We start from the raw sequence: 25,681 nt of genomic DNA, 5'->3' as shown, positions 1-25,681 counted from the left end.
TCGGTCGATGTCGGTGCTCGGATGACGGGTTCGGACGGGTGAATCCGTCACCTGATTCGCCGCACTGCCGGCGCGGCATGGGGCCGCTCTGGTTAACATGCGACGAGCACCGGCAGCGAGGGAGAGGCGAGATGGTGACCGTCAGTGTGGTGATCCCGGTCTTCAACGAAGAAGATGTCATCGGCGCGTGTCTGGAGTGCCTCGTGGCCCAGACGCTTCCGGTGGACGAATGCATCGTCGTCGACAACAACTGCAGCGACCGGACGATCGCCATCGCCGAGTCGTTCTCCGATCGGCTCCCCATCCGCGTCGTCACCGCGCCGCGCCAAGGCGTCGTGTGGGCTCGCGATGCCGGTTTCGACGCGTCGTCGACCGACGTCATCGGCCGGATCGACGCAGATACGCGACTGGACCCGAACTGGTGTGCAGCCCTCGTCGAGTTCATGACCGCGCGACCAGAGGTCGCCGCGGTCACCGGCTTCGATTATCTCTACGACGTCCCGCTCGAGCATCGGTTCGAGAAGCGTCAGCGCCGCAACGCCGAACGCTTCGCAGACGGTCGGGAGGCGTTCACGCTGTCGGGGAACAACATGGCAATTCGCCGTACCGCGTGGAGTTCGGTCAGGTCGGATGTGCCGAATCTTCCCGGTACCCATGAGGACATCGATCTGTTCTTCACACTGCGCGAGAAGGATGCGGTCGTGTGGGTGGTGCCGGCGATGCTGGCAGCGGTGTCGCCTCGTCGATTCCGGATGAGCCCCTGGGCCAATCGCAAGTATCGGGCTGCCGCGGTGAAGACCACGAGGGTCCACGGTCGCCGCCGCCAGGCGGCCGTCATGGTGGCGCAGTCACCGCTGCTGTACACGTCCCTGTTCATCTGGTGGCTGCGGGTGAAGCCGTTCGATCCGCAGACGCGGACGTGGCGCCCGTGGCGACTCTTCGCGCGCGAGGACGAGCGGGCGTCACCGATGACCGCCGAGTGGCGCTGACGCCGCATTCGGCACGGGCGGGTGTCATCCCGACGCAGGTGCGTGGTCAGGAAGCCAGGTCGCGGGCGATCTTCGGCCATGTCCGGCGGAGATCGTCCTGCCAGTACCCCCAGGAATGGGTGCCGTTGGGACGCACCGACACGTCGGCCGGGATGTGGAGATCGGCGAGGCGTCGGGCCATCTGACCGGTGCACTGGCCGACGGCGCTCTCGAGGACTCCACCGACCAGGGTCTGATTGGCCAGCCATGCGGCGTCGCCCTTGACGGACGGATCCTGGAGGGTCTCGTGCGGACCCGGCAATCCGTTGCCGCTGGTCATGTAGATCTTGGTGCCCCGCAGTTTGGCGGCATTGAGGTATGGGTCGTTCGCGCGCCACACCGGACCGCCGGGCGGGCCCCACATGCTCGAGACCTTGCGAGTGCTGAAACTCTCGACGACGATCCGGACGTAGGCCTCACCGAGGGGGTCGGTGGTGCGTGCACAACCGCTGAACGCCCCGACGGCCCGGTAGAGCTTCGGTGCGGCGATCGCGAGATTCAGCACCGACGTCCCGGACATCGAGATGCCGCCGATGGCATTGCGCCCGGTGGTCGAGAAATGTCGGTCGATCAGCGGGGGGAGTTCCTTGGTGAGGAAGGTCTGCCACTTCACGCGACCGAGCTCGGGATCGTCATGGATCCAGTCGGTGTAGTACGACGCTGCGCCGCCGACCGGGGTGACGACAAAGGTCTTCTTGTCCGCGAAGTACTTCTTGTAATCGGTGCGGGCCGCCCATGTCGCCCCGTCCTCGCCGCCGCCTGCGCCGTTGAGCAGGTAGAAGACCGGAGACGGCGTGCTGCGGTCGCGCGGGGTGAGCACCTCGACCGGGAAGGACTTGCCCATCGCGGCCGAGTAGACGGTGAGCGTGTCCTGCTGTGGTCCGTCATGGACGACCTTCACGATCTGCGACGGCTTCGCCGGCGCGGACTGGGCGGTGCCGGTGGTGGCGAGGAATGACGCCACCGAGCCGACGACGATCAACAGGACCGTTGTCCAGCGCCTGAGCAGGCTCACAGTGCGATTCACTCCTCTGGTCGGGGATGCGACCGTGGCGGGCTCGGCACGGTCGGTCGGCCCACGGGTGGCGGGCGGCCCACAGCTGGCGGGCGGACGAACTCACAAAGTAGTCGGTCCGCGACGGCGAAGTGTTACAGGGTGGTCACGGTGTGGCGGAGATGACCGTCGCGTCCTCGAAGGCCATCGTGACCCGGGAGACCGACGACGCCATCAGCGCATGCCTGCTCAGCTTCAGGGACCGCAACTCGTCGGCGATGGGGTGAGTGCCGAGCACGAGGTCGGCACCACCGATGCGGGTGCGGGTGCCCGATGCCGAGGTGAGCCGCCACGGCGTCATCCGCAGGACGCCGTCGAGCTGGGAATAGGCGTTGAGCACGGTGTCCTGGGAGGAGTCGGGGACCCGTATCCCCGGGCGGACGGTCAGGTCCGCGACGAGCTGTCCGTCCGCGACGACGCGGCCGTGCTTGGTCGACGAATCATGATCGACCTCGAAGTCGGCGAGGGTCTTGGGGAAACCCCAGATGCCGCGGCCCGCGGCCAGGGTGAAGTCACCGTCCACCGGCAGGTGATGGATCAGCGCACGGGCATCGCCGCCGATCAGCGACCGGAGTGAACGGATCGGTGACGAGGGGGGCCGGGTCGGGTCCTCGACCAGGAAACAGACGCCGAACTCGTTGTACGGTCCGAGGTCGCCGTCGACGTAGTCGACGAACACCAGCATGCACATGGTGCGTCCGGGCCGGATGCGCAGCGGACGCGGGTGGGCGTCGCCCGCGTCGCCACCGGCGCGGATCGCGCGTTCGACGGCGTCACTGTCGGCGGTGAAGCCTGCGACGAAGCACCGGGCATGCCGGATCTCGACCGGCATGGTGACAGTGGTGCCCAGTACGTCGTGAGTGGATGCGGCGGAAGCCATCGACGGGGTTCTCCTCGGGTCGACCGGTAATCGGGTGTCACTAGAACACGTTCTCGTTTGCTCATGGTGCCAGGTCGGTCGTCGCGGAGCCAGTGGGTCGATGGATACAGGGCCGCCAGGTCCTCAGGTGCGCAGGACTGCGGGCGGGGATGCCGATATCCTCGACGGAGGAGGGTAGACCGGAAGGGATGGCGATGACACCGGATGTGCCGGCCGTGCTCAGGGTCGGAATGGTCGACGATCACCCTTCGCCGGTCTGGGGCATCGAACGCATCCTGGATCGCCAATCCGACATGGATCTCGTGTGCTCGGCGTCCACCGTCAGCGGCCTTTTCGAACAAGGAATCCAGACCGACATCGTGATCCTGGATCTGCGCCTCGATGACGGGACCACACCTGGCCAGAACGTGACCCGGCTCACTGAGGCGGGGATCGGCACAGTGGTGTACACCTCCGGGGAACACCCTTCTCTGCTGCGCTCGGCGGCTCGGGCCGGCACGCTCGGGGTGGTCCTGAAGTCGGCATCCGAAGACGAGATCGTCGCAGCCATCAGGTCGGCAGGTTCGGGATACGAGGTGTTGACAACCGAGTGGGCGGCCGCGATCGATGCCGATCCGGAGCTCGCGGCCGTCGATCTGAGTCCGCAACTGCAGCGCGTCCTCACCCTGTATGCGTCGGGTGAGACGTCGGCCGGGGTCGGCGCGGCGCTCGGGGTGACCGCGGAAACGGTCAACGAGTACCTGAAACGTATCCGTCAGAAGTACGCGGCCGCGGGCAGGCCGACCAGGACGAAGCTCGACCTGTTCAAGCGAGCGGTCGAGGACGGCTGGTTGCCGGTGCCCGGCCTGGGGGCCGCCGTGGACCGGCAATCGCGCCGTGACGGGCCCGGTCGATCCGACGAGTGACCCGCCGCGGCCGAATCGGCCAGGTCGTACCAGTTGCACGCGCCGTGCACCATCACGTGTACACGCGATGTCCCCAGTTCTGGGTCTAACGATCACGGCGACGAGTGCCTAATGTTCATTACCTGTGGTGCGGTCTTGTCGGGGGGGCTGGGGCGCTCCGTGGGACAACAGACCGTATTACACGTGCGGTCGTGCAGAGCGAAGGAAGACCAGTGACCGCCATTTCACAAGTGCCCATTCACTTGGCGGGGGGCGCCGATGCCCGCCGCGGCGAGATCGGCGTACCAGCGCCGCAGAACCTCACGTCCGGTGAGCAGAGGGCGGATCGCAGTGTCGCCAGGATCTCCGACCATCGGAATTTCGACGGCAGGGTTACGCCGCACCGACGACCGGTGCTCTCGGCGCGTGAGGTCGAGGTGTTGCTCGCCTGGTTGGCGGCCGAGTCGAAGGAGGACGCGGCCACGGCCCTGTTCATCTCGGCATCGACGGTGAGCACGCATCTCGCACGCATCCGGGCGAAGTACTCGGCGGTCGGGCGCGATGCCCCGACCAAGACGCATCTGCTCGCCCGGGCGCTGCAGGACGGTTACACCAGCCTCGATCGGTGGTGACGGCCTGCGGTCGTCGACCGCGTCGTCAGCGAAGGTCGGCGGCCATCCGCGGCCAGGTCTGGTGCAGGTCGTCCTGCCAGTAACCCCATGAATGGGTACCGGTCGGTCGCAGCTTGACGCTCGCCGGGATGTGCAGGTCGGCCAGTCGGGTGGCCATCGCTCGCGTGCACTGGTCGATGGCGGCCTCGATCGCACCGCCGAGTACGGCCTGGTTCGCGAGGAACAACGCATCGCCCTTCACACCCGGATCGTTGAGTCGTTCATGCGGTCCGGACAGCCCTGTGCCTGCGGTCATGTAGAGCTTGGTGCCGCGCAGCTTCTGGGCGTTGAGGTAGGGATCGTTCGCACGCCATCCGGGACCGTCGAGCGGTCCCCACATGTTGGTCATGTTCGCGCCGCCGCGATCCTGCACGACGAGGCGGATGTACTCCTGCCCGATCGGATCGCTGGTCCGCGCGCAGCCGCTGAAGGCCGCGACCGACTTGTACAGGCCGGGTGCCGCGATGGCCAGGTTGAGCACCGAGGTACCCGCCATGGAGATCCCGGCGAGGCCGTTGCGCTTGGTGGTGTCGAACTCGGCGTCGATGAGTGGTGGGAGTTCCTTGGTGAGGAAGGTCTGCCACTTGTTGCGCCCGAGTGCGGGGTCGTCGCGCTGCCAGTCCGTGTAGTAGGAGAATGCACCGCCGATGGGCGTCACCACGTAGGCGTTCTGGTCGGCGAAGTACTTCTTGTAATCGGTCCGGGCGTCCCAGGTCGCCGAGTCCTCACCGCCGCCTGCGCCGTTGAGGAGGTAGAGGGTGGGGCTCGGGGTGGATCGGTTGCGCGGCGTCAGGACGGTGACCGGGATGGTGCGTCCCATCGATGCCGAGTAGACCATCAGCGTGACCTGTTGGGGATCGTCGTCGTAGCGGCTCACGACATGCGACGTCGTGGACGCCGCTGCCATGCCGGGAACGGCTGCGACCAGCGCCGCGACGGTTGCGACCACCGTCAGGATCGCCCCGACGAGGAGGCGCTGAGATCTACCCACGATGTACATCCGTTCTGATACGAGAGCTTGGCTGCTCAGTCTAGGTGATGAACCTGACCGTTCCGTGAGCCGCTCGGGACACGGTGAACCCGCGCATGAGGTGGGACTCTTTGGCTACCGTGGTGGAGTGACTTCCACAGGTGCGGGTAACGACACCGATCTCCTCCGAACGCTACTGGCCGATTCGGCGCGCGGCGACCGAGGTGCATTCGCGCGTCTGTATGACCTCACGAGCGCCCGAATCTATGGCCTGGCCCTCCGCGTCGTGCGCGACCGCAATTACGCCGAGGAGGTGGTTCAGGAGGCCTATCTTGTGTTCTGGCAGAAGGCCGCCGACTACCACCCCGCGCGAGGCACCGTGATCAGCTGGATGATGACGATCGCGCACCGACGGGCCGTCGACCGCGTGCGGACCGAAGAGCTGCAGCACCGCAAGGTCGCCGAGTACGGCGCCACCAATCAGTCGCCCGCGGGAACGCCTGCGCCGCTGGAGATCGTGGTGGACCGTGAGGAGAACGACGAACTCCGGACGTGTCTGAACCGGCTCACCGATCTGCAACGGGATAGCATCGAGATGTCCTATTTCAGCGGAATGAGCTATCCCGAGGTCGCGGAGCAGACCTCGACACCGTTGCCCACCATCAAATCCCGTATCCGGGATGGATTGCGTAAGCTGCGCCACTGCCTGAGGAGCCAGAACGATGCCTGACACCGACTGGCTCGACGACCACGTCGAACTCTTCGCCGTGGACATCCTCACCGCAGCCGAGAACGCCCGGGTACAGCGCGAATTGGACGGCTTGTCGCCGGTGGAGCGTCGGATCTACGACGGCCGCATCGCCGACACCCGCTCGGCGATGGCCGATCTCGCGAGCTCATACGCGCTCGATCCGCCGAACACATTGCGCGACCGCGTTCTCGAGGCCGCTTTCGCGGCCACCGTCGACACCGGGGCACCTGACGCGGGTGGCGCCGCGGTCGGCGGGCCAGTCGAACCCGTACCCTCGCAGAGCGGTCAGCCGGATGCGCCGACAGCGGGCAATGTCGTGTCGATGGACGCCCATCGCCGCAGCCGACGGTGGGCCGTCGTCGCGGCGGCCGCCGCCGCGGTCGTCGTCGCGCTCGGTGCCGGTGTGATCGTCGGCCGGACAACCGCTCCCGAGACGCCTCCGGCCTCCACGGTGGCGGAATCGGATCAGCAGGTGCTCGACGTGCTCAAGGCGCCCGACGCCCAACTGGCCGTCGGTGACCTGCAGGACGACCGCGGCACGATGTCCGTGGTGACCTCGCGCGAACGCAATCAGGCGGTCGCCCTTCTGCGCGACCTGCGCAATCCGATTCCCGACGACCGCGAATACCAACTCTGGCTCGTCGGCAAGGCGGACAATCCGGTCTCGGCCGGACACATCCCGCCCGGCGGGGCGAACGCACCGACGCTCGTCGACGCACTCGACAACTCGAAGGTGTTGGCGGTGACCATCGAACCCCGGGGCGGGTCGGCTCAGCCCACCACGCCGATCCTCAGCCAGATCCCGATCTAGCGACTCCCGGGTGTGCGAGACCGAAGCATCCCCGCGCCGGCGTGAGCCGACGCGGGGACGCCCATGTGGTCCGCTGTGGTGGACCCCTACGCGGTGGAACCCCTACGCGGTGGACTTGCGGTAGAGAATGAGCGACAACGGGATACAGATCGCCAGGATGGCGACACTGCAGCCGATCGAATAGCTCACCGCGTGCTCGGCCACCCAGCCGGTGGGTGCCGGGAAATCGGGCGGCGAGGCATTGCCGAATTTCTGGCGACAGGCGGTGGCGACGGCGGTGACCGGATTCCACTCCGCGATCGGCCGGAGGAATCCCGGCAGGCTCTGCGCCGAGATGAACGCGCTGGACAAGAAGGTGACCGGGAACATCCACAGGAACCCGATGCTCTGGGCCACTTCGACATTCGGCGCAGCCAATCCGGTCACCGCACCGATCCAGGCCATCGCGAGTGCGAAAAGCAACAGGACCCCGAATGCGATGGCCGCGTCGAGAGCGCTGCCGCGCACGCGCCAGCCGATGGCCAGGCCGCAGGCCACCATCACCCCGAGACCGAGTATCCCGAGCAGCATGTCCGAGGTGACCCGGCCCGCTATGACACCGAGCCGGGACATCGGCAGGGACCGGAGTCGGTCGATGATGCCATCGGACATGTCGTTGGCCAGGCCGACCGTGGTGAATGCGGCATTGAAGACGACGGTCTGGGTGAAGATCCCGGCCATCAGGAACTCTCGATACGATCCGCCACCGAAGGTGGCGCCGAACACGTAGGCGAAGAGGAACACGAACATCAGCGGCTGGATCGTGGCGCTCACCAGCAGGGTCGGGATACGTCGGACGGTCAGGAGATTGCGTTCGACGATGACGGCGGTGTCGGCAAACATCACACTCGCTCCAATCGTTCGGTGCGGGCCCGGGCCTGGCCTGCGTCCGGGTCGTCGTCCTCGGGTCTGCCGGTCAGACGCAGGAACACGTCGTCGAGAGTCGGCGTGGTCACCTCGGCGTCGACCACGTCGATCCCGGCACGGTCACAGATCTTCACGGCATCGACGCCGCTTCGGGTGCCGTCGGCGACCGGCACCGACCAGCGGTTGGGCCCCAGCCGGCTCGGCATCCCGAGTCCGACCTCGGCGAGAGTGGTGGCGACCAGGCCGGATCGCTCGTCGGAATCGTCGGTGTCGCGAACCTCGATGGTCAGGAGTGACTGTGCCGTGGTCGATTTCAGTTCGTCGGCGGTGCCCTGTGCCCGCACGCGCCCGTGGTCGATGACGGTGATGGCATCGGCGAGCGCATCGGCCTCTTCGAGGTATTGGGTGGTCAGCAACACGGTCGTGCCTGCCGCTACCTGGGTCTCGATCACCTCCCAGATCTGACGCCGGCCACGGGGATCGAGACCGGTGGTCGGCTCGTCCAGGATGATCAGTTCCGGTCGGTTGATGAGCGCGCCTGCGAGGTCGAGCCTGCGGCGCATGCCACCCGAGTAGGTACGCATCGGCCGGTCGGCGGCGTCCTCGAGCGCGAGGTCCGCGATCAGTTCGCGGGCGCGATCGGAGGCCTCGCCGCGCGACTGCTTGTACAGCTGGCCGACCAGGCGGAGATTCTCGAAACCGGTGAGAGTGCCGTCCACGGCGGCATATTGGCCGGAGACGCCGATCCGGGCACGGACGGCGTCGGGTTCGGCAACCGCATCGAGTCCGCAGACCTCCACCTCGCCCTCGTCCGGCCGGAGGAGGGTCGCGACGGTCCGGACCGTGGTGGTCTTGCCTGCGCCGTTGGGTCCGAGGAGCGCGTGGACGGTTCCGGTGGGAACCGTCAGCTCCAGACCGTCGAGTGCATGGACCCGCGGCCCGCGCCCGAAGAGTCCGGAACGGTAGGTCTTCCGGACGCCCATCAGCCGGAGGGCGTGCGCGTCACCGGTGGTCCCGGTCCCGGTGTCGGTGTCGTCGGTGTGATCGGTGGCGTCAATCATGCTGTGCCGTCCCAATGCGATCCTCGCTCTCCTTTGCTGCGGCGGCCGACTCCATCGCCCGGATCAGGCTGGCCGGCCGCATGTCGCGCCAATGCTCTTCCACGTAGGCGAGGCAGTCATCGTGCCCGGCGGGGCCGTGCATGATGCGCCAGCCCTCCGGTACCGGTGCGAACTCGGGCCAGAGCGAGTGCTGCCCTTCGTCATTGACCAGTACGAAGAACACCCCTTCGGTGTCGTCGAACGGATTTGTCATGCTTCCTCCTCGTTGGCGATTCCGTCATCGGTGTTCAGATCTGTGGTGGCGGGTGCCGCCGTCCCCTCGATCGCGGCCGCGAATCCGGTCACGTTCTCGGGCAGCAGCATTCGCGCGTGCGTGCAATGCACCACGGTCTCGGCGATCTTGCCGCTCACGTGATCGCGCCAGTCGTCCACCGCAGGTCGCCCCGGCGGTGGGTCACCGGCCGCCGTCACGAACGTCATGTCGCCGCGGAACATGCCGGGACGCCAGTGCGCGGCGAGTGGTGTCGCGTGCCGGAACGTTCGGTGGACGGCCTCGAAGTCGGCCTCGGAGAGTCCGGCCAGGGGCCCGCCCGCGGCGCGCACGGCCTGCCACGCCTCGGTGACCGACGGCTCGCGCCCGTCGTCGGCGGCGGCGATGCCGAACTCGGCCAGCAGTTCCGCCACCGAGGGCTCGGTCGCGAGGTCTGGGCGGTCGGCGAGCACGAACGAGTCCAGCAGCACCAGTTGCGCCACCTCGTCGCCTGCTGCCTGCAGGGCGATCGCCACCTCGTGGGCGATCAGTCCGCCGAGTGACCAGCCCACCAGGTGATAGGGCCCGTGCGGGGCGACGGTGCGGATTCGGGCCACATAGTCGGCGGCCAGCTCGGAGATGGTCTGTGCCGCAGGCCCACCGGTGAGCAGTGGATTCTGCAGTCCGTGCACAGCCCGGTCTGGTGCCACGTGCGGCAGCAGCGATGCGAAGCTCCACGAGAGGCCGATCGCCGGGTGGATCACGAACAGTGGGGGCTGTGCCGGCTCCGGGCCTGCAGGTGTCCGCCGCAGCGTCAGCAGCGGATCGAAACCGACGCCGGTGATCGACGGCGTGCCATCGGGATCGGCACCGGCCCGGCGGCCCGCGGTCTCGGTCACCGCTGCCAACTCGGCGACGGTCGGCGCCGCGAACAACGTCTGAACGGGCACCTCGCAGCCGAGCAGGTCGCCCAGTCGGGCGGCGACGGTAGTGGCCATCAGCGAGTTGCCGCCCAGGTCGAAGAAGCCGTCGTCGGCGCCGACCGAGTTGTCGTCGAGCGACAGCACGTCGGTGAAGACCGCGGCGATCTGTTGTTCCATGCCCGGACGCGGCGCGCGGGACGGTGACGACCCGGAGGCGGCCGGCAGCGCCGAGTGATCGAGTTTGCCGGTCGGCGTGAGCGGTACCTCGTCCAGCCGGGTGATCGACGACGGCAGCATGTGCCGCGGCAGCCGCGATCCGAGATGGGCGCGGATGTCGTCGCTGTCCATCGTCGCGCCGGGGTAGGTGGTCAGGTAACTGCGCAACGTCGGGGCGCCGGCGGACTCGTCCACCACGGTGACCGCGAAATCGACTGCGGGATGGGCGGCGAGAGCATCGTCGATCTCCCCGAGCTCGATCCGGAACCCGCGGACCTGCACCTGGTTGTCGGCGCGGCCGACGTACTCGATGCGGCCGTCCGCGGTCCACCGCACCAGGTCGCCCGTGCGGTACATCCGCCGGCCGGCATAGGCGTCGCCGGTGACCATCGGCGCCGGGACGAACCTGGTGGCGGTGAGCTGTGGCCGCCGGTGATAGCCGCGGGTGACCTGGTCGCCGATGAGGTAGAGCTCACCGACCACCCCGGTGGGCACCGGATGCAGTCGCCGGTCGAGCACCAGGGCGCCGACCCCGTTGTTCGGGGTTCCGATGGTCAGTGGCCCGCCCGGGTCCAATGCGGTACTGCCGGTGATGATCACGGTGGTCTCGGTGGGACCGTAGACGTTGAACATCATGCGGCCGGGCGCCCAGCGACGGACCAGCTCGGAGCCGAAGTCCTCGCCGCCGACGGCGAGCTCGCGCAGGCGCGGCACCGCGGCCGGGTCCATGGTGGCCACCGCGGCAGGCGTGATGAACGCGTGGCTGACCTGATGGCGCGCGATGAAGCGTTCGAGTTCGGTGCCCCCGTAGATCCCCGGCGGCACGATCGCCAGGGCCGCACCGCCTGCGGCGGCCATGAGGAACTCCAGCACCGACGCGTCGAAACTGGGCGAGGCGAAGTGCAGGACGCGCGATTCGCTGTCCGGGTGCATCCGGGTCCGGAGCTCCGCGTGGACGGCCGCGAGTCCGCTGTGCGGCACCAGGACGCCCTTCGGGCGGCCGGTGGAACCCGAGGTGTAGATGATGTACGCCAACTGATCCGGCCGCATCGGCGCGGCCAGCTCGCTCTCCCGGATGGGGGTCGGCGAGGAATGGCCCAACCGGGTCCGGGTGGACAGGTCGTCGAGCAGCAGGATCGGGAGGTGGAGGTCGTCGCCGAAGCTCACGCGGCTCGATGACGTGGTCACCACCATCGATGCTCCGCTGTCGTCGAGCATGTGGCGGATTCGCTCGGGCGGGTAGGTCGGGTCGACCGGCACATAGGCGGCGCCGGACTTGATGATCGCCCAGATCGTCACGATCGCCTGGATCGACCGGGGGATGGCCATCGCGACAACGGTTTCCGGTCGGTCACCGACCCCGCGGCCGAGCAGGACCCGGGCCAGGCGGTTCGATCGTGCGTCCAGGTCGGCGTAGGTGATCGCATCGCCGTCGGTGACCGCGGCCCAGCCCTCCGGATTGCGCCGTACGGCGTCGGCGAGCAGTTCGCCGAAGGTGGCCTGCGGCGGCGCATCGGGGCCGGTGGCGGGACTGACCGCGGCGACCTCGAGCGGGTCGGTGATCCGGATGTCCCCGACCGCACGGCCCGGGTCGCAGATGAAGGCGCGGACGACGCGCAACAGTCGCGTGACGATCTGCTCGGCATCGGCCTTCGAGTACCGTGCGGTCGCGTAGGTCAGCTCGACGGCCGCCTCAGACGCCGACGGGGCCATCCCGGTCACGGTGAACTGCAGATCGAACTTCGCGGTGCGCGTGCCGATCTCGGACAGCCCGAGCGTGAGCCCGTCGGTCATCGGGATCGACCCGCCACCCGCGAGCGAGGACTCGGCGAAGTCGTGCACCGACAACGCGATCTGGAACAGGGGATGCCTGCCGATCTCGCGGGTGGGGTTGACGTCGGTGACGACGTCGTCGAAAGGCGCGTCGAGATGGTCGAGTGCCTCGAGGTCGGCGGCCCGCGTCGCGTCGAGCAGATGCGTCACCGATTCCTCGGGTGTCAGGCGGGTGCGCAGCGCCAGGGTGTTCACGAACATACCGACCACACGCTCGTAGCCCGCCGAGGATCCACGCGGTGCGCGGTTGGCCACCGGGGTGCCGATGACCAGGTCGTCTCCCAGTCCCAGGCGATGCAGCAGCACGGCGAGTGCGGTGTGCAGCACGGCGAATGGTGTCGTCGAGCGTTCACGGGCGAACTCGGCGAGCGCGACGCGGAGGTCGTCGTCCACCGCTGTCACCACCGACGCTCCTTCGCCGCCGTCGGGTCGATCGGCCGGGGACGAGACGGGCACCGTCGTCTCGGCCGGTGCACCGGCGAGGACGTCGGCCCAGTAGCGCCGGTCCTGTTCGACGGAATCCGAGACGTCTCCGGCGCCTGCGACCTCGGATGCGTAATCCCGGTAGTCGACGATCGCCGGGGGCCAGATCTGTGTGCGCCCGTCGACGCGCTCGGCGTAGGCGGTCACGAGGTCACCCATCAGCACCGGCAGCGAGGCGCCGTCGGCGGCGATGTGGTGGATCACGAGCACCAGGGTGTGCTCGTCGCGGGCGCGTTCGATGACCGCGGCGCGCATCGGCGCAGCGGTGGTGACATCCATCGGTGCGAGCAGGCGATCGCGTGTGGCGTCGTCGGCCGCGATCGGGGTGAGATCGCCGACGATGCCGGACGCGTCGTCGAGCACCACGCCGACGGGTGTGTCGTCGACCACCGGGTAGATGGTGCGCAGGGAGGCATGCCGGTTCACGAGGTCGATCAGAGTGTCGCGGAGGATCTCCGGATCGAGTGTGCCGGTGAGGCGGACCGCGAAGGGCATCAGGTAGTCGGTGGCGTCCGGAGCGGTGCGTGCCAGTGACCAGAGGCGACGCTGGACCGGTGCCAGTGGTACGCGGGTCGGTCGGGGCCGATCGGCAGCAGGCTCCTCAGGTGCGGGCACCGCAGCGGTCGGTGCACCGGCCGGGATCATCCCGGCCAGCCCGGCGATCGTCGGGGTGTCGAAGATGTCCCGCACCCGCCAGTCCACCGACGGGTACACGTTGTTCAGCCGACCGACCACGGTGGTCGCCTGGAGCGAGGTACCCCCGAGGCCGAAGAAGTCGTCGTCGGCGGAGACGACTCCGGCGTCGACGCCGAGTACGTCCGCGAGGATCTCGATGATCGAGGTCTCGGCCTCGGTGGACGGTGCCCGGCCACCCGGATCGGCGACGGCCACCGGCTCGGGCAGCGCCGACCGGTCCAACTTCCCGTTGGTGGTCAACGGAATCCGGTCGAGCACCGTGACCGACGACGGCACCATCTGGCGGGGGAGCCGAGCGCGCACCGTGTTCCGCAGATCGGTACCGCTGGGGGCAGCCGCCGGATCCGTGTGCTCGTGCAACGTCACATATGACGCAAGCACGGCGTCGGCCCCGGTGCCCCGGACGAGCGTGGTCGCGAAGTCGACGTCGGGGTGTTCGGCAAGTGCGCCGGACACCTCGTCGAGTTCGATGCGGAAGCCTCGCACCTTCACCTGATTGTCGGTGCGGCCGTGGTAGACGAGCGATCCGGAGGGGTCGCGGTGCACGATGTCGCCGGTCCGGTACATCACCGTGCCGGAGCCGTCCGGCGCCGCGACGAATCGGGATGCGGTGATGTCCGCGCGGCCGAGGTAGCCGCGTGCGACACCGGGGCCGGACAGGTAGAGCTCGCCGGGCACCATCGACGGCACCGGTTGCAGGCGATGGTCGAGGACGAGGGCGTTGCAGCCGGGGATCGGGGTCCCGATGGTGATCGGGTCGCCCGGACGCAGTGGCCGGGAGATCGTCGAGACGATCGTGGTCTCGGTGGGCCCGTAGTGGTTCAGGTAGCGCCGGTCGGCGCCCCACTGCGCCACCAGGGCCGGGCTCGATGCCTCGCCGCCGACGCCGAGTACCCGCAGTGCAGGGAGGTCGGACGTGGTCGCCGCGGCGAGCGCGGCCGGGGTGATGAACGCGTGGGTCACCTGCTCACGAGCCAGGAAGTCCACGAGCTCGTCGCCACCGTAGATCGACGGCGGGGCCACGACCATGGTCGCGCCGGTGGCGAACGCCATCAAGAACTCGAGCATGGACGCGTCGAAGCCCGGTGAGGCGAAGTGCAGGGTGCGGTCGCCCTCGGCGATCTCGCCGTTCTGCTGTTGCGCCGCGGCGTAGGCTGCGAGACCGCGGTGGGTCACGGTGACGCCCTTGGGCTTCCCTGTCGAGCCGCTGGTGTAGACGATATAGGCCACAGTGTCCGGATTCCGCCGGACGTCGTCGGCATCGATGTCTCCGCCGTCGGTCGGCACGGGCAGCAGGTCGAGTTCGTCGGTGGTCAGCCACCAGAGATGATGCGGCAGTTCGCCGAACCGGTCCGGATCGGTGATCCCGACGACGGCCCGGGCGTCATCGAGCATGTGGCGGACGCGATCGGAGGGGTAACGAGGATCGAGCGGGAGCACGGCCGCACCGGTACGGGTGACCGCCCACGTGGCGACCACCGATTCCGCGGACCGGTCCAATGCCACGGCGATCACGTCCTCGGCGCCGACTCCCAGCACGCTCAGACGATTGGCCCAGCGTCCGGCGCGTCGGTCGAGTTCGGCATACGTGAATGCCGTATCGCCGTCGCGCAGCGCGATCGCGTCGGGATGCTCGGCGACCGCGGACCGCAGGATGTCGGCCAGATGGCACGGCTCCGACAGTGCCGCAACGGGTTCGGGTCCGTCGACCGACAGCGGGAGATCGTCGATCGGCCGCTCGGGATCGGCGACGATCTGCTGGGTGATCTCCACCAGGCCCCGGGCGATCGCCTCGACACGTCGGCGGCTGAAGACGTCGGTGGCGTAGGTGAACCGCGCCGTGTCGCCACGCAGTCGCAGCTCGAGATCGAAGCGGGCAGCGCCGGTCTCGACCTCTTGTGCAGTCACCTCGAGTCCGTCGAGGTGCACGTCGACGCCCAGCGCCGAGTCCGACACTCCGGGCACCGCGTCGAATGCGAGTGCGATCGAGAAGATCGGATGGCGTCCCGTGCGAGGCGGATTGACCGTCGCCACCACGTTCTCGAACGGCATGTCGGCCTGCGAGAGCGCCTCGAGATCGCGGGGCCGGATCTCGTCGAGCAGGTGGGTGAACCCGGCCGAGCCGTCCACCGGGGTGCGGAGTACGACGGAGTTCACGAACATGCCGACCAGATCGGACAGCCGCGGGTCCGTGCGACCGGCGACCGGGGTGCCGATGACCACATCCGACGGGGTTCCGCCGATGTGTGTGTCGGGGTCGGCGTGCAGCCGGTGCAGGAGCGCCGCGAAGACGGCGTGGATCGTCATGAACTCCGTCGTCCGGCCGTCGGAGATGGCGCCGAGCGCCGAACGCAACGCACCGTCGAGTTCCACCTCGACGACGTCTGCCGCGGCGGTGGTGGGGTCGGCGTCCGCGGATTCCGCGTCCGGTGCGGGCTCGGGGATCAGGATGGGGGTGGAGTCGAGACCGTCGAGTTCTCGACCCCACCACCCGGCCAGCTCGTCGAGCCGGCCTTCCAGATTCTCGGCCTGCCACCGGAGATAGTCGCGGTAACCGACCGGAAGGGCGGCCTGCGACGGTGATCGACCGTCTCGCAGGTCCGCGTAGGCGCCGGCGATGTCACGCGCGAGCGGCGCCATGGACCATCCGTCGGCAGCGATGTGATGCACGACGATGGTCAGCTTGTGGTGTCGGTCCTGCGCATCCTGACCGTCGGGATCGGTGATGCGGTGCAGCACCACTCGGATCGGTGCCTGGGCCGTGAGGTCGAAGGCCTTGCGGGCCAGCTGCTCCGAGGCAGTGACCCAGTCGTCGCCGCGGATCTCGGTCGGCGTCAGATCCACCGACACCGCGTCGGCGGGAAGGATGTCGATGACCGGGTGACCGTCATGGGCCGGGAAGATGGTGCGCAACGGCTCGTGCCGGTCGATCGCGTGGCGCAGCGCGCCGTCGAGTGCGGCGACGTCGAGGTCGCCGCGCAGGTCGAGCGCGAAGGCGATGTTGTACTGGCCTGCCGTCCCCGATTCGGCGTCGGTACCGGTCGGGTCCTGGGCCAGCTGGTTGAGGAACCAGAGTTGTTGCTGTGCCGGTCCGGGAGCGATGACGAGGTCGGCGTCGTGACTCAGGGTGGCCAGTGGCCGGTGGTCGGCGTAGTCGGTGTCGGTGCCGGCCGGCGCCGCCAGTCGGGCCAGCTCCTCGATGGTCGAGTGGTCGAAGATGTCGCGGACCGCGATTCGGCGCCCGCCGATCTGTTCCAGCTGCCCGACGATCTGCGTGGCGGACAACGAGTTCCCGCCGAGATCGAAGAAGTCGTGGTGGCGACCGACGTCGGTGGTGTCGAGGCCGAGCTGGTCGGCGACGATGGCGGCGACCGTCCGTTCGGTATCGGTACGCGGCGCGACATGGTCCACGCCGCCGACGGTCGAGCCGTTCGCGGTCGCGGGATCCGGCAGTGCCCGCATGTCGACCTTGCCGATCGGCGTGGTCGGGATCTCGTCGAGTTCGATGATCGTGTGCGGGATCATGTGCCGGGGGAGGCGGCGGGCGAGTCGTTCGCGGATCGCCCGGGCGGTGTCCCCGGCCGCCGGCGGGGCGGCGCCGTCGGTCTGAGCCGATTCGATGGCCACGTACGACACCAGGCGCGCCTGTGCGCCCTCACCGGTGGTGGTGGTGACCGCCGCCCGCACCGCGTCGTCGGTGACCAGCGCGGCATCGATCTCACCGAGCTCGATGCGGTGACCGCGGATCTTGGTCTGATGGTCGGCGCGACCACGGAACTCCAACTCCCGGTCGGTATTCCATCGCACCAGATCGCCGGTGCGGTACATGCGGTCACCCGGGTCGCCGTACGGATTGGCGACGAAACTCTTGGAGGTCAGCGGTCGTACACCGTGGTAGCCGCGGGCCAGGTGGGGTCCCGCGATGTACAGCTCCCCGACGGCACCAGGCGCGACGGGCTGGAGCCGTTCGTCGAGCACCATGGCGGCGATCCCTCGGATCGGGCGGCCGATGGTGAGGGCACGGGCGTCCGGGGTGATGTCCTCGGAGATCGTCGCCACCACCGTGGTCTCGGTCGGGCCGTACGCATTGAACAACGCCCGGCCGGCCGACCACCGCCGCACCACTTCTGGATTGGGATGTTCGCCGCCGATGACCAGTGCGGCCAGATCGGGGAGTTCCTCGGGCGACATGGTGGTCAGCAGCGAAGGGGTGAGGAAGGCGTGGGTGATCCGCTCCGAACGCATCAGGTTGGCGAGTTCTGCACCACCCACGATGGTCGGGGGCGCGACATGCATCGTCGCCGCGGCGGACACGGCCATCAGCACCTCGAGGACCGAGGCGTCGAAGCTCGGGGACGCGAGATGCAGGGTGCGGCAGCGCGGGGTGAGGCCGAAGTGGACCACCTGCTGTGCGGCGAAATCCGCGAGACCGCGGTGGCTGACCACCACGCCCTTCGGGGTGCCGGTGGTGCCCGAGGTGTAGATCAGGTAGGCGGGATGGTCGACGGACGTGGGGCCGTCGAGCTCGCCTGCGCGGATCGGGCCGTGGGGCAGTGCCTTTCGCGCGGCATCGGTGGCGGGATCGTCGAGGATCACGGTGTGGAGGTCGCGGCCCGGATCGCGATCGTCGGCGACGTCGCCGGATGCCGCGGATTCGGTGTCGGTGACGAGCAGCCGCGCGCCGGAGTCGCCGACCATGAACGCGATGCGCTCCGGCGGGTAGTTCGGGTCGACCGGCACCCACGCCGCCCCGGTGCGGGTGATGGCCCACAGCGTGATCATCCAGTCGGCGCTACGCGGCAACGACACGGCCACATAGCGTTCCGGACCGGCGCCGTGCGCGATGAGCAGCCGCGCCAGGCGGTTGGCCGCCGCGTCGAGCTCGCGGTAGGTCAGGACCGACGTACCGTCGTTCACGGCCACCCGGTCGGGTTCGGCGTCGACCGCGCGGGCGAGGATGCGGCTCAGGTGCTCCACCGGTCGCCTGCCCGCACCGACCGCGGGCACGAGGTCGAGTTGCTCGTGCGGGTCGAGGAGGGAGATGTCACCGATGGAGATCTCGGGGCGGGCGGTGACGGCGTCGATGAGCCGGACCAGTCGTGCCGACAGCCCTGCGATCGTCTCGCGGTCGAACAGTGCTGTCGCGTAGTCGATGTCGATGCCGAGTCCGCCGGGATCGCCGTCGGCGTCGGTGTGTTCGGTGAAGGTGAACTGCAGATCGAATTTCGTCTGCCCGATCTCCACCCGCGACGCGGTGGCGCTCAGTCCGGCGAACTCCAGCTCGATCGCCGAGCTGTCCTCGACGGCGACCGAGACCTGGAAGAACGGATGGATGTTGCCGGACCGATCCGGGTTCAGGTCGGTGACCAGGCGGTCGAACGGAAGGTCCGCGTGGGCGAAGGCTTCCAGGTCGCGACCGCGGACGTCGGCGAGGAGGTCGGTGAAGCCCGCTCCCTTGTTCACCTCGGTGCGCAGGACCACCGTGTTGACGAACATGCCGACCAGACCGTCGATCTCGGCGTCGCCACGACCGGAGACCGGGGTGCCGACCGCGATGTCGGACGAGGTGGACAGCGTGCGCAACAGTGCGGCGACCGCGGCGTGCAGCACCATGAAGGTGGTGGCGTCGTTGTCGGCGGCCAGCGTTCGCAATCCGCGATGGCGGGGTGCCGAGATCCCGGCGTGCAGGGTGGCACCCGCAGAATCGGGAGTGCGCGGCCGGGGACGATCGAACGGGAGCTCGGTCTCCCGCGGGGAGTGGGAGAGGCGCTCGGTCCAGTACTCGAGATCCGCCTCGACGGGCGAGTCGGGACCCGAATCCGTCAGCCATGCGTGGCGTGCCGCGCTCACCTGTGAGTAGGTCAGCGGCAGGGCTGGCCAGTCGGGCTCGGACCCGTCGCGACGTGCGCGGTAGGCGGCGGCCAGGTCGGCAGCGAGCGGCGCGAGGGACCATCCGTCCGCGGCGATGTGGTGGATGACGACGGTCAGCCGGTGGTCGTCGTCGCCGGTCCGGACGAGGCGGGCCCGGATGGGCAGGGACCGCACGAGTTCGAACGGCGCCGCGGCATACTCGCGTGCACTCGTGATCTCGGCCCGGTCGCCTGCGGTCGCGTCGAAGACATCCAGTGTGACATGGGCTTCCGATGCGTCGGCGACCTCGGCGCAGGCGATGCCCTCGCGCTCGGACACGGTCGTCCGCAGCGGCTCGTGGCGTCCGACGACATCGTTCAATGCCGCCTGCAGTGCATCGACGTCCAGCTCGCCGACCAGTCGCACCGTGAACGGGATGTTGTAGGTGGCAGCGGCTTCCGGGTCGAGGCGGGCGGCCAGCCACAGTCGGTACTGGGCGGGTGAGAGCGGGATGGGCCCGTCGACGCTCTCGGGGGCCGGATCGTGGCGGACGGCACCGGAGCGCAGGGTCTGCGCGTCGACTCCGAGCGCGGCGATGGCGTCGGCGATGCCGGTGAGGTCCGCACTGTCGAACACGGTGCGCAGATCGATCCGTCGTCCGATGGAGCGGGAGAGTCGGGCCGCCACGCGGGTCGCCGACAGCGAGTTGCCGCCGAGCGTGAAGAAGTTGTCCGACATCGAGACGTCGGCGGCGCCGAGCACCGCGGCGACCGTGTCGGCGACGAGCTCGCCGATCGGCCCCTTCGGTGTCACATGTTCGGCGGAGTCGGGCCGGGGCGGTGCGGGCAGCGCGCGCCGGTCGAGCTTGCCGTTGGCGGTCGTGGGCAGCTCGTCGAGCACGACGATCGTCGTCGGGACCATGTGCTCGGGGAGACGGTCGGCGAGTTCGGTCCGCAGGGTGCGGTCAGACAGATCGTCGCCGCTGACATAGCCGACGACCGCCGCCGAGTCGGCGACCACGTCGTCTCGGACGACCACGCCAGCGGCGCGGACGCCGGCCAGGCTGCTCAACGCGGCCTCGATCTCGCCGAGTTCCACTCGCTGTCCGCGGATCTTCACCTGAGAGTCACTGCGGCCCAGGTACTCCAGCTCGCCGTCGGCGCGGCGGCGGACCAGATCGCCCGTGCGATAGAGACGAGTGCCGGTGCCGTACGGATCGGCCACGAACCGCCCGGCCGTCAGATCGGGGCGGTTGCGGTAGCCGCGGGCGAGCTGGATCCCGCCCAGATAGAGCTCACCGATCGCGCCGATGGGCTGGGGTGCCAGGCGGTGGTCGAGGACCTGGACTGTCGTGTTCCAGACCGGCGCGCCGATGGGTACCGCGCCGGCATCGGAAGCGCAGTGGTCGTGGAAGGTCACGTCGACGGCCGCCTCGGTGGGGCCGTACAGATTGTGGACCGGGGCGTCGGTGAGACGTCCGATCGCCGCGACGGTTTCCGGGGTGAGTGCCTCGCCGCTCGTGACGATCCGGCGCAGTGACCGCAGATCGTCGACCACTCCGTCGTCCCCGCCGTGTGCGGCGGCGAAGGCCGAGAGCATCGACGGGACGAAGTGGGTGGTGGTGACCGCGTGCCGTGCGATCACGTCGCGCAGATACCACGGGTCGCGATGGCCGTCCGGGCTCGGGATCACCATCGTCGCCCCGGTGATCATGGGCCAGTAGAACTCCCAGACGGATACGTCGAAGGTGGCCGGTGTCTTCTGCAGCACGCGATCGGTGCTGTCGAGGCCGTATCGGGATTGCATCCACGACAACCGGTTGACTATTGACCGGTGACTGATGATGACGCCCTTGGGCTTTCCGGTGGAGCCCGAGGTGAACAGCACGTATGCGGGATGATCGGCGTGCAGTTGCGCGGCGCGAGGGGTGTGCACCGCGTGGCGACCGCGGCCGGGACGGGAATCGGTCCGGAGCTCGTCGAGTCCGACGGTGTCGACCTCGTGGTCGGGCAGGGCGGCGCCGTCCGGGGTGATCACCACGGCGGGCCGCGCCGTGTCGAGGATGTGCTGCAGACGTGCCGCCGGTTCGGCAGGATCGATCGGCAGGAATGCCCCACCGGCGAGGGTCACCCCGTGCAACGCGACGATCTGATCGACGCTGCGCGGGAGCCCCACGCCCACCACCGATTCGGGCCCGATCCCGCGGGCGCGCAGGCCCTCGGCCACCGATTGGGCGCGGGCGGCGAACTCCGAGTGGTCGAGGGTCCCGCCGTCGACGTCGATGATCGCGGTCTGCGCGGCGTGCCTCCCGAACGAGTCGGCGAGCAGATCCACCAGGGTGGTGTCGCCGAGGTCGACGGCGTCACCGGTCGCGAATCGGCGGGCGACGGGTCCCTCGTCGTCGGCGAGCAACGGGATCGAGGTGACTTCTCGGCCCGGATCGGCCAGCACGAACCGCTCGACGAAGGACACGATCCGGTCGTGATGGCGCTCGATCTCCTCGGGCGAATAGACATTCGGATTGGCCTCGAGGTCGAGACGCATGCCGCCCGTGAAACCGTCGTAGACGTTGATCGACGCGTCCTCGACGGGCCCGGTGGAGAGCACGTTGAGCTCGCCGCGAAGCGTGCCGAAGTCGATGTGCTCGAAGAACAGCATGACGTTGACCATCGGCCCGAAGAAGCCGCGACGTCCGCCGGGCGATCCGAGTACGTCGCCGGTGATGTCTTCGTGGCGGAACTTCTGGTGGCGCACAGCCTGTTTGACGTCGGCATTCACCGTGCGCAGGAAATCGCCGAGGGTGACCTGTTGCTCGCCGGATCCGTCGATGCGGGCGCGCACCGGCACGACGTTGGACGTCAGGCCTGCCGACGTCCGCAGGATGTCGCGGTCGCGGGCGGCGACCGGCAGGCTCAGCATCGCCTCGTCGCGATCGGCGAAACGCGCGAGGTAGACGGCCACCGCCGCGGTGATCACCGAGGCTGGCCGGACGCTGTGATCGCGGGCGATCTCGCGGATGCGCTCGACGAGGGGCTGGGGGAGGGTGTGCGCCCGCACCGTTGCGGTGGGAGCCGCCGCCGCGGTCGCCGTCGAGAGCGAGGTGATCTCGGGGAGGGCGCCTGCGTCGTCGAGAAGGTGGTCGGCCCAGTAACGCCGGTCATCGGCGAAGGCCTCGGACGAGCGGTACTCGCGGTCGAAGCCGGCGATCTGTGCCATCGACGCGATCTGGGCTGGCGGCACCTCACCGTCGCCGACGATCGCGGTGTAATGCTGGGCGACGCGCATCATCATGTACATCGCGGCGTAGCCGTCGAAGGCGAGGTGATGGCCCCAGCAGTACCAGATGTGGTGTTTGTCGCCGAGGCGCAGCAGGTAGGTCTGCAGCAGCTCGTCGTTGTAGAGGTCGGTGGCATGTGAGCGGTGATCGTCGATCCAGGCCATCGCCGCGGCCCGTGGGTCGTCGGCGTCGGAGAAGTCCCGGCGGCCGAGGATGATCGTCCGGTCGTCGTCGACCAGGGTCACCGGCTCGCCGTCGTCGGTGGCGATCAGCCGCAGGCGTCCCGACTCGGTCTCGTGCGCCGTGGCGGCGACCGCGCGCTCCATCACATCGGCGTCGACGTCGTCGCGGAACTCCGCGAACGCCGCCACCGACATGGGCACCTCGGGATCGAGTTGCTGGGCGTAGAAGATGCCGCGTTGTGCGGCGGTCATCGGAATCGCGCCCTGGGGGGCGATGTGACCGATGTCGGTCCGGATGGCGTTGTCGGTGGTCACGCGGTCCTCCCTCTGGTCGGCTGTTGGCCCGGCGGGTTGCCGGTGCGTCGGCCGTCTATCGGTGTTTCGCGTGAGCGGGCGTCGCAGATTGGTCCGGATCGAGGCCGGCGTGGATCGTCGCGGCATCGCGTCGACGAGAAACGGACATTTCGCCGACGGCAACCGAAATCTCGGCGACGGCAACCGCGATATCGTTGGGAGAACGACCGGATCGGCCGAGATTTGGTTCCGACCTGCGGTTTCCCCTACACTTGTGGGGTTGCCTGCGGCACAGATGTGTCGCGAATCGGCTCGTGAACCCACTGGGATGGCCGCTCTGACGCCATGTTGGACGCAAAACCCCAGGCAGGCGCGTGTCCGGTGGTGACAGACCGTGTGCGTCGGGTCGGCAATCCGGCGGACATCAACATCCAGGTCAAGGAGATTGACGAGTGATTCAGCAGGAATCTCGCCTGCGGGTCGCCGACAACACCGGTGCAAAGGAAATTCTGTGCATCCGCGTGTTGGGCGGTTCCTCGCGGCGCTACGCCGGCATTGGTGACGTGATCGTCGCCACTGTCAAAGACGCCATCCCGGGCGGCAACGTCAAAAAGGGTGAGGTCGTCAAGGCGGTCATCGTGCGCACCTCCAAGGAGCGCCGTCGTGCGGACGGAAGCTACATCCGCTTCGACGAGAACGCCGCCGTCATCCTCAAGGGTGAGAGCGACCCCCGTGGTACCCGCATCTTCGGCCCGGTCGGCCGTGAGCTGCGTGAGAAGAAGTTCATGAAGATCGTGTCGCTGGCACCGGAGGTGATCTGACATGAAGGTGCACAAGGGTGACACCGTGATCGTCATCTCGGGCAAGGACAAGGGCGCCAAGGGCAAGGTCATCCAGGCCTTCCCGAAGGAGCAGCGGGTCCTGGTCGAGGGCGTGAACCGAATCAAGAAGCACACCGCCGCCTCGGCGAACGAGCGTGGTGCAGCCTCCGGCGGCATCGTGACCCAGGAGGCCTCGATCCACGTCTCGAACGTGATGGTCGTCGACTCCGACGGAACTCCGACCCGCGTGGGCTACCGCGAGGATGCGGAGACCGGCAAGAAGGTCCGGATTTCCCGCAAGAACGGGAAGGACATCTGACATGACCACTACTGAGAATGTCCAGCCTCGGCTGAAGACGCGCTACCGCGAGGAAATCAAGGACGCGCTCAACAAGGAATTCACCTACGACAACGTCATGCAGATCCCCGGCGTGGTCAAGGTCGTGGTGAACATGGGTGTCGGCGACGCCGCCCGCGACGCCAAGCTGATCAACGGCGCGGTCTCCGACCTCGCCCTGATCACGGGTCAGCGGCCGGAGATCCGTCGCGCCCGCAAGTCCATCGCGCAGTTCAAGCTGCGTGAGGGCATGCCGATCGGTGCCCGTGCCACGCTGCGCGGTGACCGGATGTGGGAGTTCCTGGACCGACTCGTGTCCATCGCCCTCCCGCGTATCCGCGACTTCCGCGGACTGTCGGATCGTCAGTTCGACGGCAACGGCAACTACACGTTCGGCCTGAACGAGCAGTCGATGTTCCACGAGATCAACATCGACAACATCGATCGGCCGCGGGGTATGGACATCACTGTCGTCACCTCGGCCACCACCGACGACGAAGGCCGCGCACTGCTTCGCGCGCTGGGCTTCCCGTTCAAAGACAACTCCGTGAAGGACAACTGACATGGCAAAGAAGGCTCTGGTCAACAAGGCCAACAAAAAGCCCAAGTTCGCCGTGCGGGGCTACACCCGGTGCAACCGTTGCGGCCGTCCGCACTCGGTGTTCCGCAAGTTCGGCCTCTGCCGTGTGTGCCTGCGTGAGATGGCACACGCCGGTGAGCTCCCGGGCGTGCAGAAGTCCAGCTGGTGACTTTTCGCTGCTGATCGAGTGGCCCGGAGCGGTAGCGAAGGGCGTATCGAGACCACCAGCGGCACAACGCAGTTCGAACGGCCCCACCTCTCAGGCGAGAGGTGGGGCCGTTCGTGCGTTCAGCGCCTGCGCAAGGCTGCTCTGCGCTGCGCCCGATTGGGGCCGGCCCCGCGGTTGATCACCCGCTGTGCCCGGACCCGATCTGCGCCCGTGCCGGCAACGCCTGTCAGCTTCTGATCGAGTTCGGTGAGCGCATAGCCCTCGTCCCACGGGTATTTCCCGAAGTCATCCGCCCAGACCGCCTGCAGTGCCGGCGCGTCCGGGAACAACTCGCCCGTCACGACCAGATCGTCCTTGTCGATCATCTCGATGACGCGGACCGGGACGTCGAGGGAGCTCACCATGATCTCGACACCTCGATCGACCGCGTCCCGCCAGTCGTAGGTGTGGAAGATGTCACCGAGCTCGTTGAGCAACTCCCGGCTGGTCCAGGCGTCGAGCCCGTAGACGGCGAGCTCCGGGATGCTGTGCAGACCCATCCCCGAGGTGTAGGCGAAGGAGCAATCCGGCGGATGGCACTCGTCGGACGGGCAGGAGCATTGCTCACTGATCGCGGTCACCGCCCATCCGTGTGCTCGGATTCGGTTGATCGTGTCCTGAACCAACGGGTTCGGATGCCAGCGGCGCAGTCCCCGGATGGCGGCGGCATGGTCGGACATGATTCGCTCCTTTGTTCGAAGATGCACTCGAGTAG

At 68.4% G+C, this 25,681-nt stretch carries 17 protein-coding genes; 9 read left to right on the top strand and 8 right to left on the bottom strand.

What is annotated here, in order from left to right; translation table 11 throughout:
* Window positions 1-131 precede the first annotated feature (131 nt).
* Complete coding sequence (locus tag IDF66_RS04210) at window positions 132-989, top strand: glycosyltransferase family 2 protein (protein ID WP_190265810.1); 858 nt, start codon at window positions 132-134, stop codon at window positions 987-989.
* 46 nt (window positions 990-1,035) lie between these two features.
* On the opposite strand, the gene IDF66_RS04205 is transcribed toward IDF66_RS04210, so the two are convergent.
* Both IDF66_RS04205 and IDF66_RS04200 read right to left on the bottom strand, forming a co-directional pair.
* A complete protein-coding gene (locus IDF66_RS04205; protein WP_223309295.1) occupies window positions 1,036-2,037 on the bottom strand; it encodes an alpha/beta hydrolase in 1,002 nt (333 codons plus the stop codon).
* Between the two features lie 151 nt (window positions 2,038-2,188).
* The gene (locus IDF66_RS04200) at window positions 2,189-2,962 is read right to left on the bottom strand and encodes an acetoacetate decarboxylase family protein (protein ID WP_164308696.1); all 774 of its coding nucleotides are present in this window, start codon (window positions 2,960-2,962) and stop codon (window positions 2,189-2,191) included.
* Window positions 2,963-3,156: 194 nt separating this feature from the next.
* Between IDF66_RS04200 and IDF66_RS04195 the strand changes: the two genes are divergently transcribed.
* Together IDF66_RS04195 and IDF66_RS04190 are read left to right on the top strand one after the other, a co-directional pair.
* Window positions 3,157-3,867 carry a response regulator transcription factor gene (locus tag IDF66_RS04195; RefSeq protein ID WP_203588676.1) on the top strand — a complete coding sequence of 237 codons (711 nt, stop codon included), beginning with the start codon at window positions 3,157-3,159 and terminating at the stop codon, window positions 3,865-3,867.
* A 212-nt stretch (window positions 3,868-4,079) separates the two neighbouring features.
* Complete coding sequence (locus IDF66_RS04190) at window positions 4,080-4,478, top strand: LuxR C-terminal-related transcriptional regulator (RefSeq protein ID WP_321189460.1); 399 nt, start codon at window positions 4,080-4,082, stop codon at window positions 4,476-4,478.
* 25 nt (window positions 4,479-4,503) lie between these two features.
* On the opposite strand, the gene IDF66_RS04185 is transcribed toward IDF66_RS04190, so the two are convergent.
* Window positions 4,504-5,517, bottom strand: a complete 1,014-nt coding sequence (locus IDF66_RS04185; RefSeq protein ID WP_190265809.1) for an alpha/beta hydrolase — start codon at window positions 5,515-5,517, stop codon at window positions 4,504-4,506.
* Between the two features lie 118 nt (window positions 5,518-5,635).
* Between IDF66_RS04185 and IDF66_RS04180 the strand changes: the two genes are divergently transcribed.
* Together IDF66_RS04180 and IDF66_RS04175 are read left to right on the top strand one after the other, a co-directional pair.
* Window positions 5,636-6,217 carry a sigma-70 family RNA polymerase sigma factor gene (locus IDF66_RS04180; RefSeq protein ID WP_203588675.1) on the top strand — a complete coding sequence of 194 codons (582 nt, stop codon included), beginning with the start codon at window positions 5,636-5,638 and terminating at the stop codon, window positions 6,215-6,217.
* Complete coding sequence (locus tag IDF66_RS04175) at window positions 6,210-7,049, top strand: anti-sigma factor (RefSeq protein WP_190265808.1); 840 nt, start codon at window positions 6,210-6,212, stop codon at window positions 7,047-7,049. The genes IDF66_RS04180 and IDF66_RS04175 overlap by 8 nt, the downstream gene beginning before the upstream one ends.
* Window positions 7,050-7,151: 102 nt before the next feature.
* Here the strand turns inward: IDF66_RS04175 and IDF66_RS04170 are convergent, their stop codons facing one another.
* The 4 genes from IDF66_RS04170 to IDF66_RS04155 are packed head-to-tail and all read right to left on the bottom strand — an operon-like array spanning window position 7,152 to window position 23,041.
* Complete coding sequence (locus IDF66_RS04170) at window positions 7,152-7,931, bottom strand: ABC transporter permease (RefSeq protein WP_164308701.1); 780 nt, start codon at window positions 7,929-7,931, stop codon at window positions 7,152-7,154.
* Window positions 7,931-9,016: an ATP-binding cassette domain-containing protein gene (locus tag IDF66_RS04165; protein WP_190265807.1), complete on the bottom strand. Its 1,086-nt coding sequence runs from the start codon at window positions 9,014-9,016 to the stop codon at window positions 7,931-7,933. Before IDF66_RS04165 ends, IDF66_RS04170 begins: the two co-directional genes overlap by 1 nt.
* The gene (locus tag IDF66_RS04160; RefSeq protein WP_190265806.1) at window positions 9,009-9,269 is read right to left on the bottom strand and encodes an MbtH family protein; all 261 of its coding nucleotides are present in this window, start codon (window positions 9,267-9,269) and stop codon (window positions 9,009-9,011) included. The genes IDF66_RS04165 and IDF66_RS04160 overlap by 8 nt, the downstream gene beginning before the upstream one ends.
* Window positions 9,266-23,041 (bottom strand): non-ribosomal peptide synthetase, encoded by a 13,776-nt coding sequence (locus tag IDF66_RS04155; RefSeq protein ID WP_317628584.1) that lies wholly within the window; start codon window positions 23,039-23,041, stop codon window positions 9,266-9,268. Before IDF66_RS04155 ends, IDF66_RS04160 begins: the two co-directional genes overlap by 4 nt.
* Window positions 23,042-23,472: 431 nt before the next feature.
* On the opposite strand from IDF66_RS04155, the gene rplN reads away from it, so the two are divergent.
* The 4 genes from rplN to IDF66_RS04135 are packed head-to-tail and all read left to right on the top strand — an operon-like array spanning window position 23,473 to window position 24,927.
* Window positions 23,473-23,841: a 50S ribosomal protein L14 gene (gene rplN / locus IDF66_RS04150; RefSeq protein ID WP_161062089.1), complete on the top strand. Its 369-nt coding sequence runs from the start codon at window positions 23,473-23,475 to the stop codon at window positions 23,839-23,841.
* Between the two features lies 1 nt (window position 23,842).
* Window positions 23,843-24,160, top strand: a complete 318-nt coding sequence (gene rplX, locus IDF66_RS04145; RefSeq protein WP_164308704.1) for a 50S ribosomal protein L24 — start codon at window positions 23,843-23,845, stop codon at window positions 24,158-24,160.
* 1 nt (window position 24,161) lies between these two features.
* A complete protein-coding gene (gene rplE, locus IDF66_RS04140; protein WP_164308705.1) occupies window positions 24,162-24,740 on the top strand; it encodes a 50S ribosomal protein L5 in 579 nt (192 codons plus the stop codon).
* 1 nt (window position 24,741) lies between these two features.
* On the top strand, window positions 24,742-24,927 hold the full coding sequence (locus IDF66_RS04135; RefSeq protein WP_161062092.1) for a type Z 30S ribosomal protein S14: 186 nt from the start codon (window positions 24,742-24,744) through the stop codon (window positions 24,925-24,927).
* Between the two features lie 119 nt (window positions 24,928-25,046).
* On the opposite strand, the gene IDF66_RS04130 is transcribed toward IDF66_RS04135, so the two are convergent.
* Entirely contained in the window at window positions 25,047-25,646 is a 600-nt protein-coding gene (locus tag IDF66_RS04130) for a DUF4262 domain-containing protein (protein ID WP_164308706.1), read from the bottom strand.
* Between the last annotated feature and the right edge of the window lie 35 nt (window positions 25,647-25,681).

Source organism: Gordonia hankookensis (genome assembly GCF_014673215.1).
Taxonomy (GTDB): Bacteria; Actinomycetota; Actinomycetes; order Mycobacteriales; family Mycobacteriaceae; genus Gordonia; species Gordonia hankookensis.
The sequence above is the reverse complement of the archived record's forward strand: the minus strand, read 5'-3'. Positions and strand labels throughout refer to the sequence as shown.

Bases quoted from the DNA above. Each gene is read 5' to 3' on its own strand.
- IDF66_RS04175 (WP_190265808.1), top strand. From the start codon at position 6,210: ATGCCTGACACCGACTGGCTCGACGACCACGTCGAACTCTTCGCCGTG.
- IDF66_RS04200 (WP_164308696.1), bottom strand. From the start codon at position 2,962: ATGGCTTCCGCCGCATCCACTCACGACGTACTGGGCACCACTGTCACC.
- rplX (WP_164308704.1), top strand. From the start codon at position 23,843: ATGAAGGTGCACAAGGGTGACACCGTGATCGTCATCTCGGGCAAGGAC.
- IDF66_RS04130 (WP_164308706.1), bottom strand. From the start codon at position 25,646: ATGTCCGACCATGCCGCCGCCATCCGGGGACTGCGCCGCTGGCATCCG.
- IDF66_RS04185 (WP_190265809.1), bottom strand. From the start codon at position 5,517: ATGTACATCGTGGGTAGATCTCAGCGCCTCCTCGTCGGGGCGATCCTG.
- IDF66_RS04135 (WP_161062092.1), top strand. From the start codon at position 24,742: ATGGCAAAGAAGGCTCTGGTCAACAAGGCCAACAAAAAGCCCAAGTTC.
- IDF66_RS04160 (WP_190265806.1), bottom strand. From the start codon at position 9,269: ATGACAAATCCGTTCGACGACACCGAAGGGGTGTTCTTCGTACTGGTC.
- rplE (WP_164308705.1), top strand. From the start codon at position 24,162: ATGACCACTACTGAGAATGTCCAGCCTCGGCTGAAGACGCGCTACCGC.
- IDF66_RS04165 (WP_190265807.1), bottom strand. From the start codon at position 9,016: ATGATTGACGCCACCGATCACACCGACGACACCGACACCGGGACCGGG.
- IDF66_RS04195 (WP_203588676.1), top strand. From the start codon at position 3,157: ATGACACCGGATGTGCCGGCCGTGCTCAGGGTCGGAATGGTCGACGAT.
- IDF66_RS04170 (WP_164308701.1), bottom strand. From the start codon at position 7,931: ATGTTTGCCGACACCGCCGTCATCGTCGAACGCAATCTCCTGACCGTC.
- IDF66_RS04210 (WP_190265810.1), top strand. From the start codon at position 132: ATGGTGACCGTCAGTGTGGTGATCCCGGTCTTCAACGAAGAAGATGTC.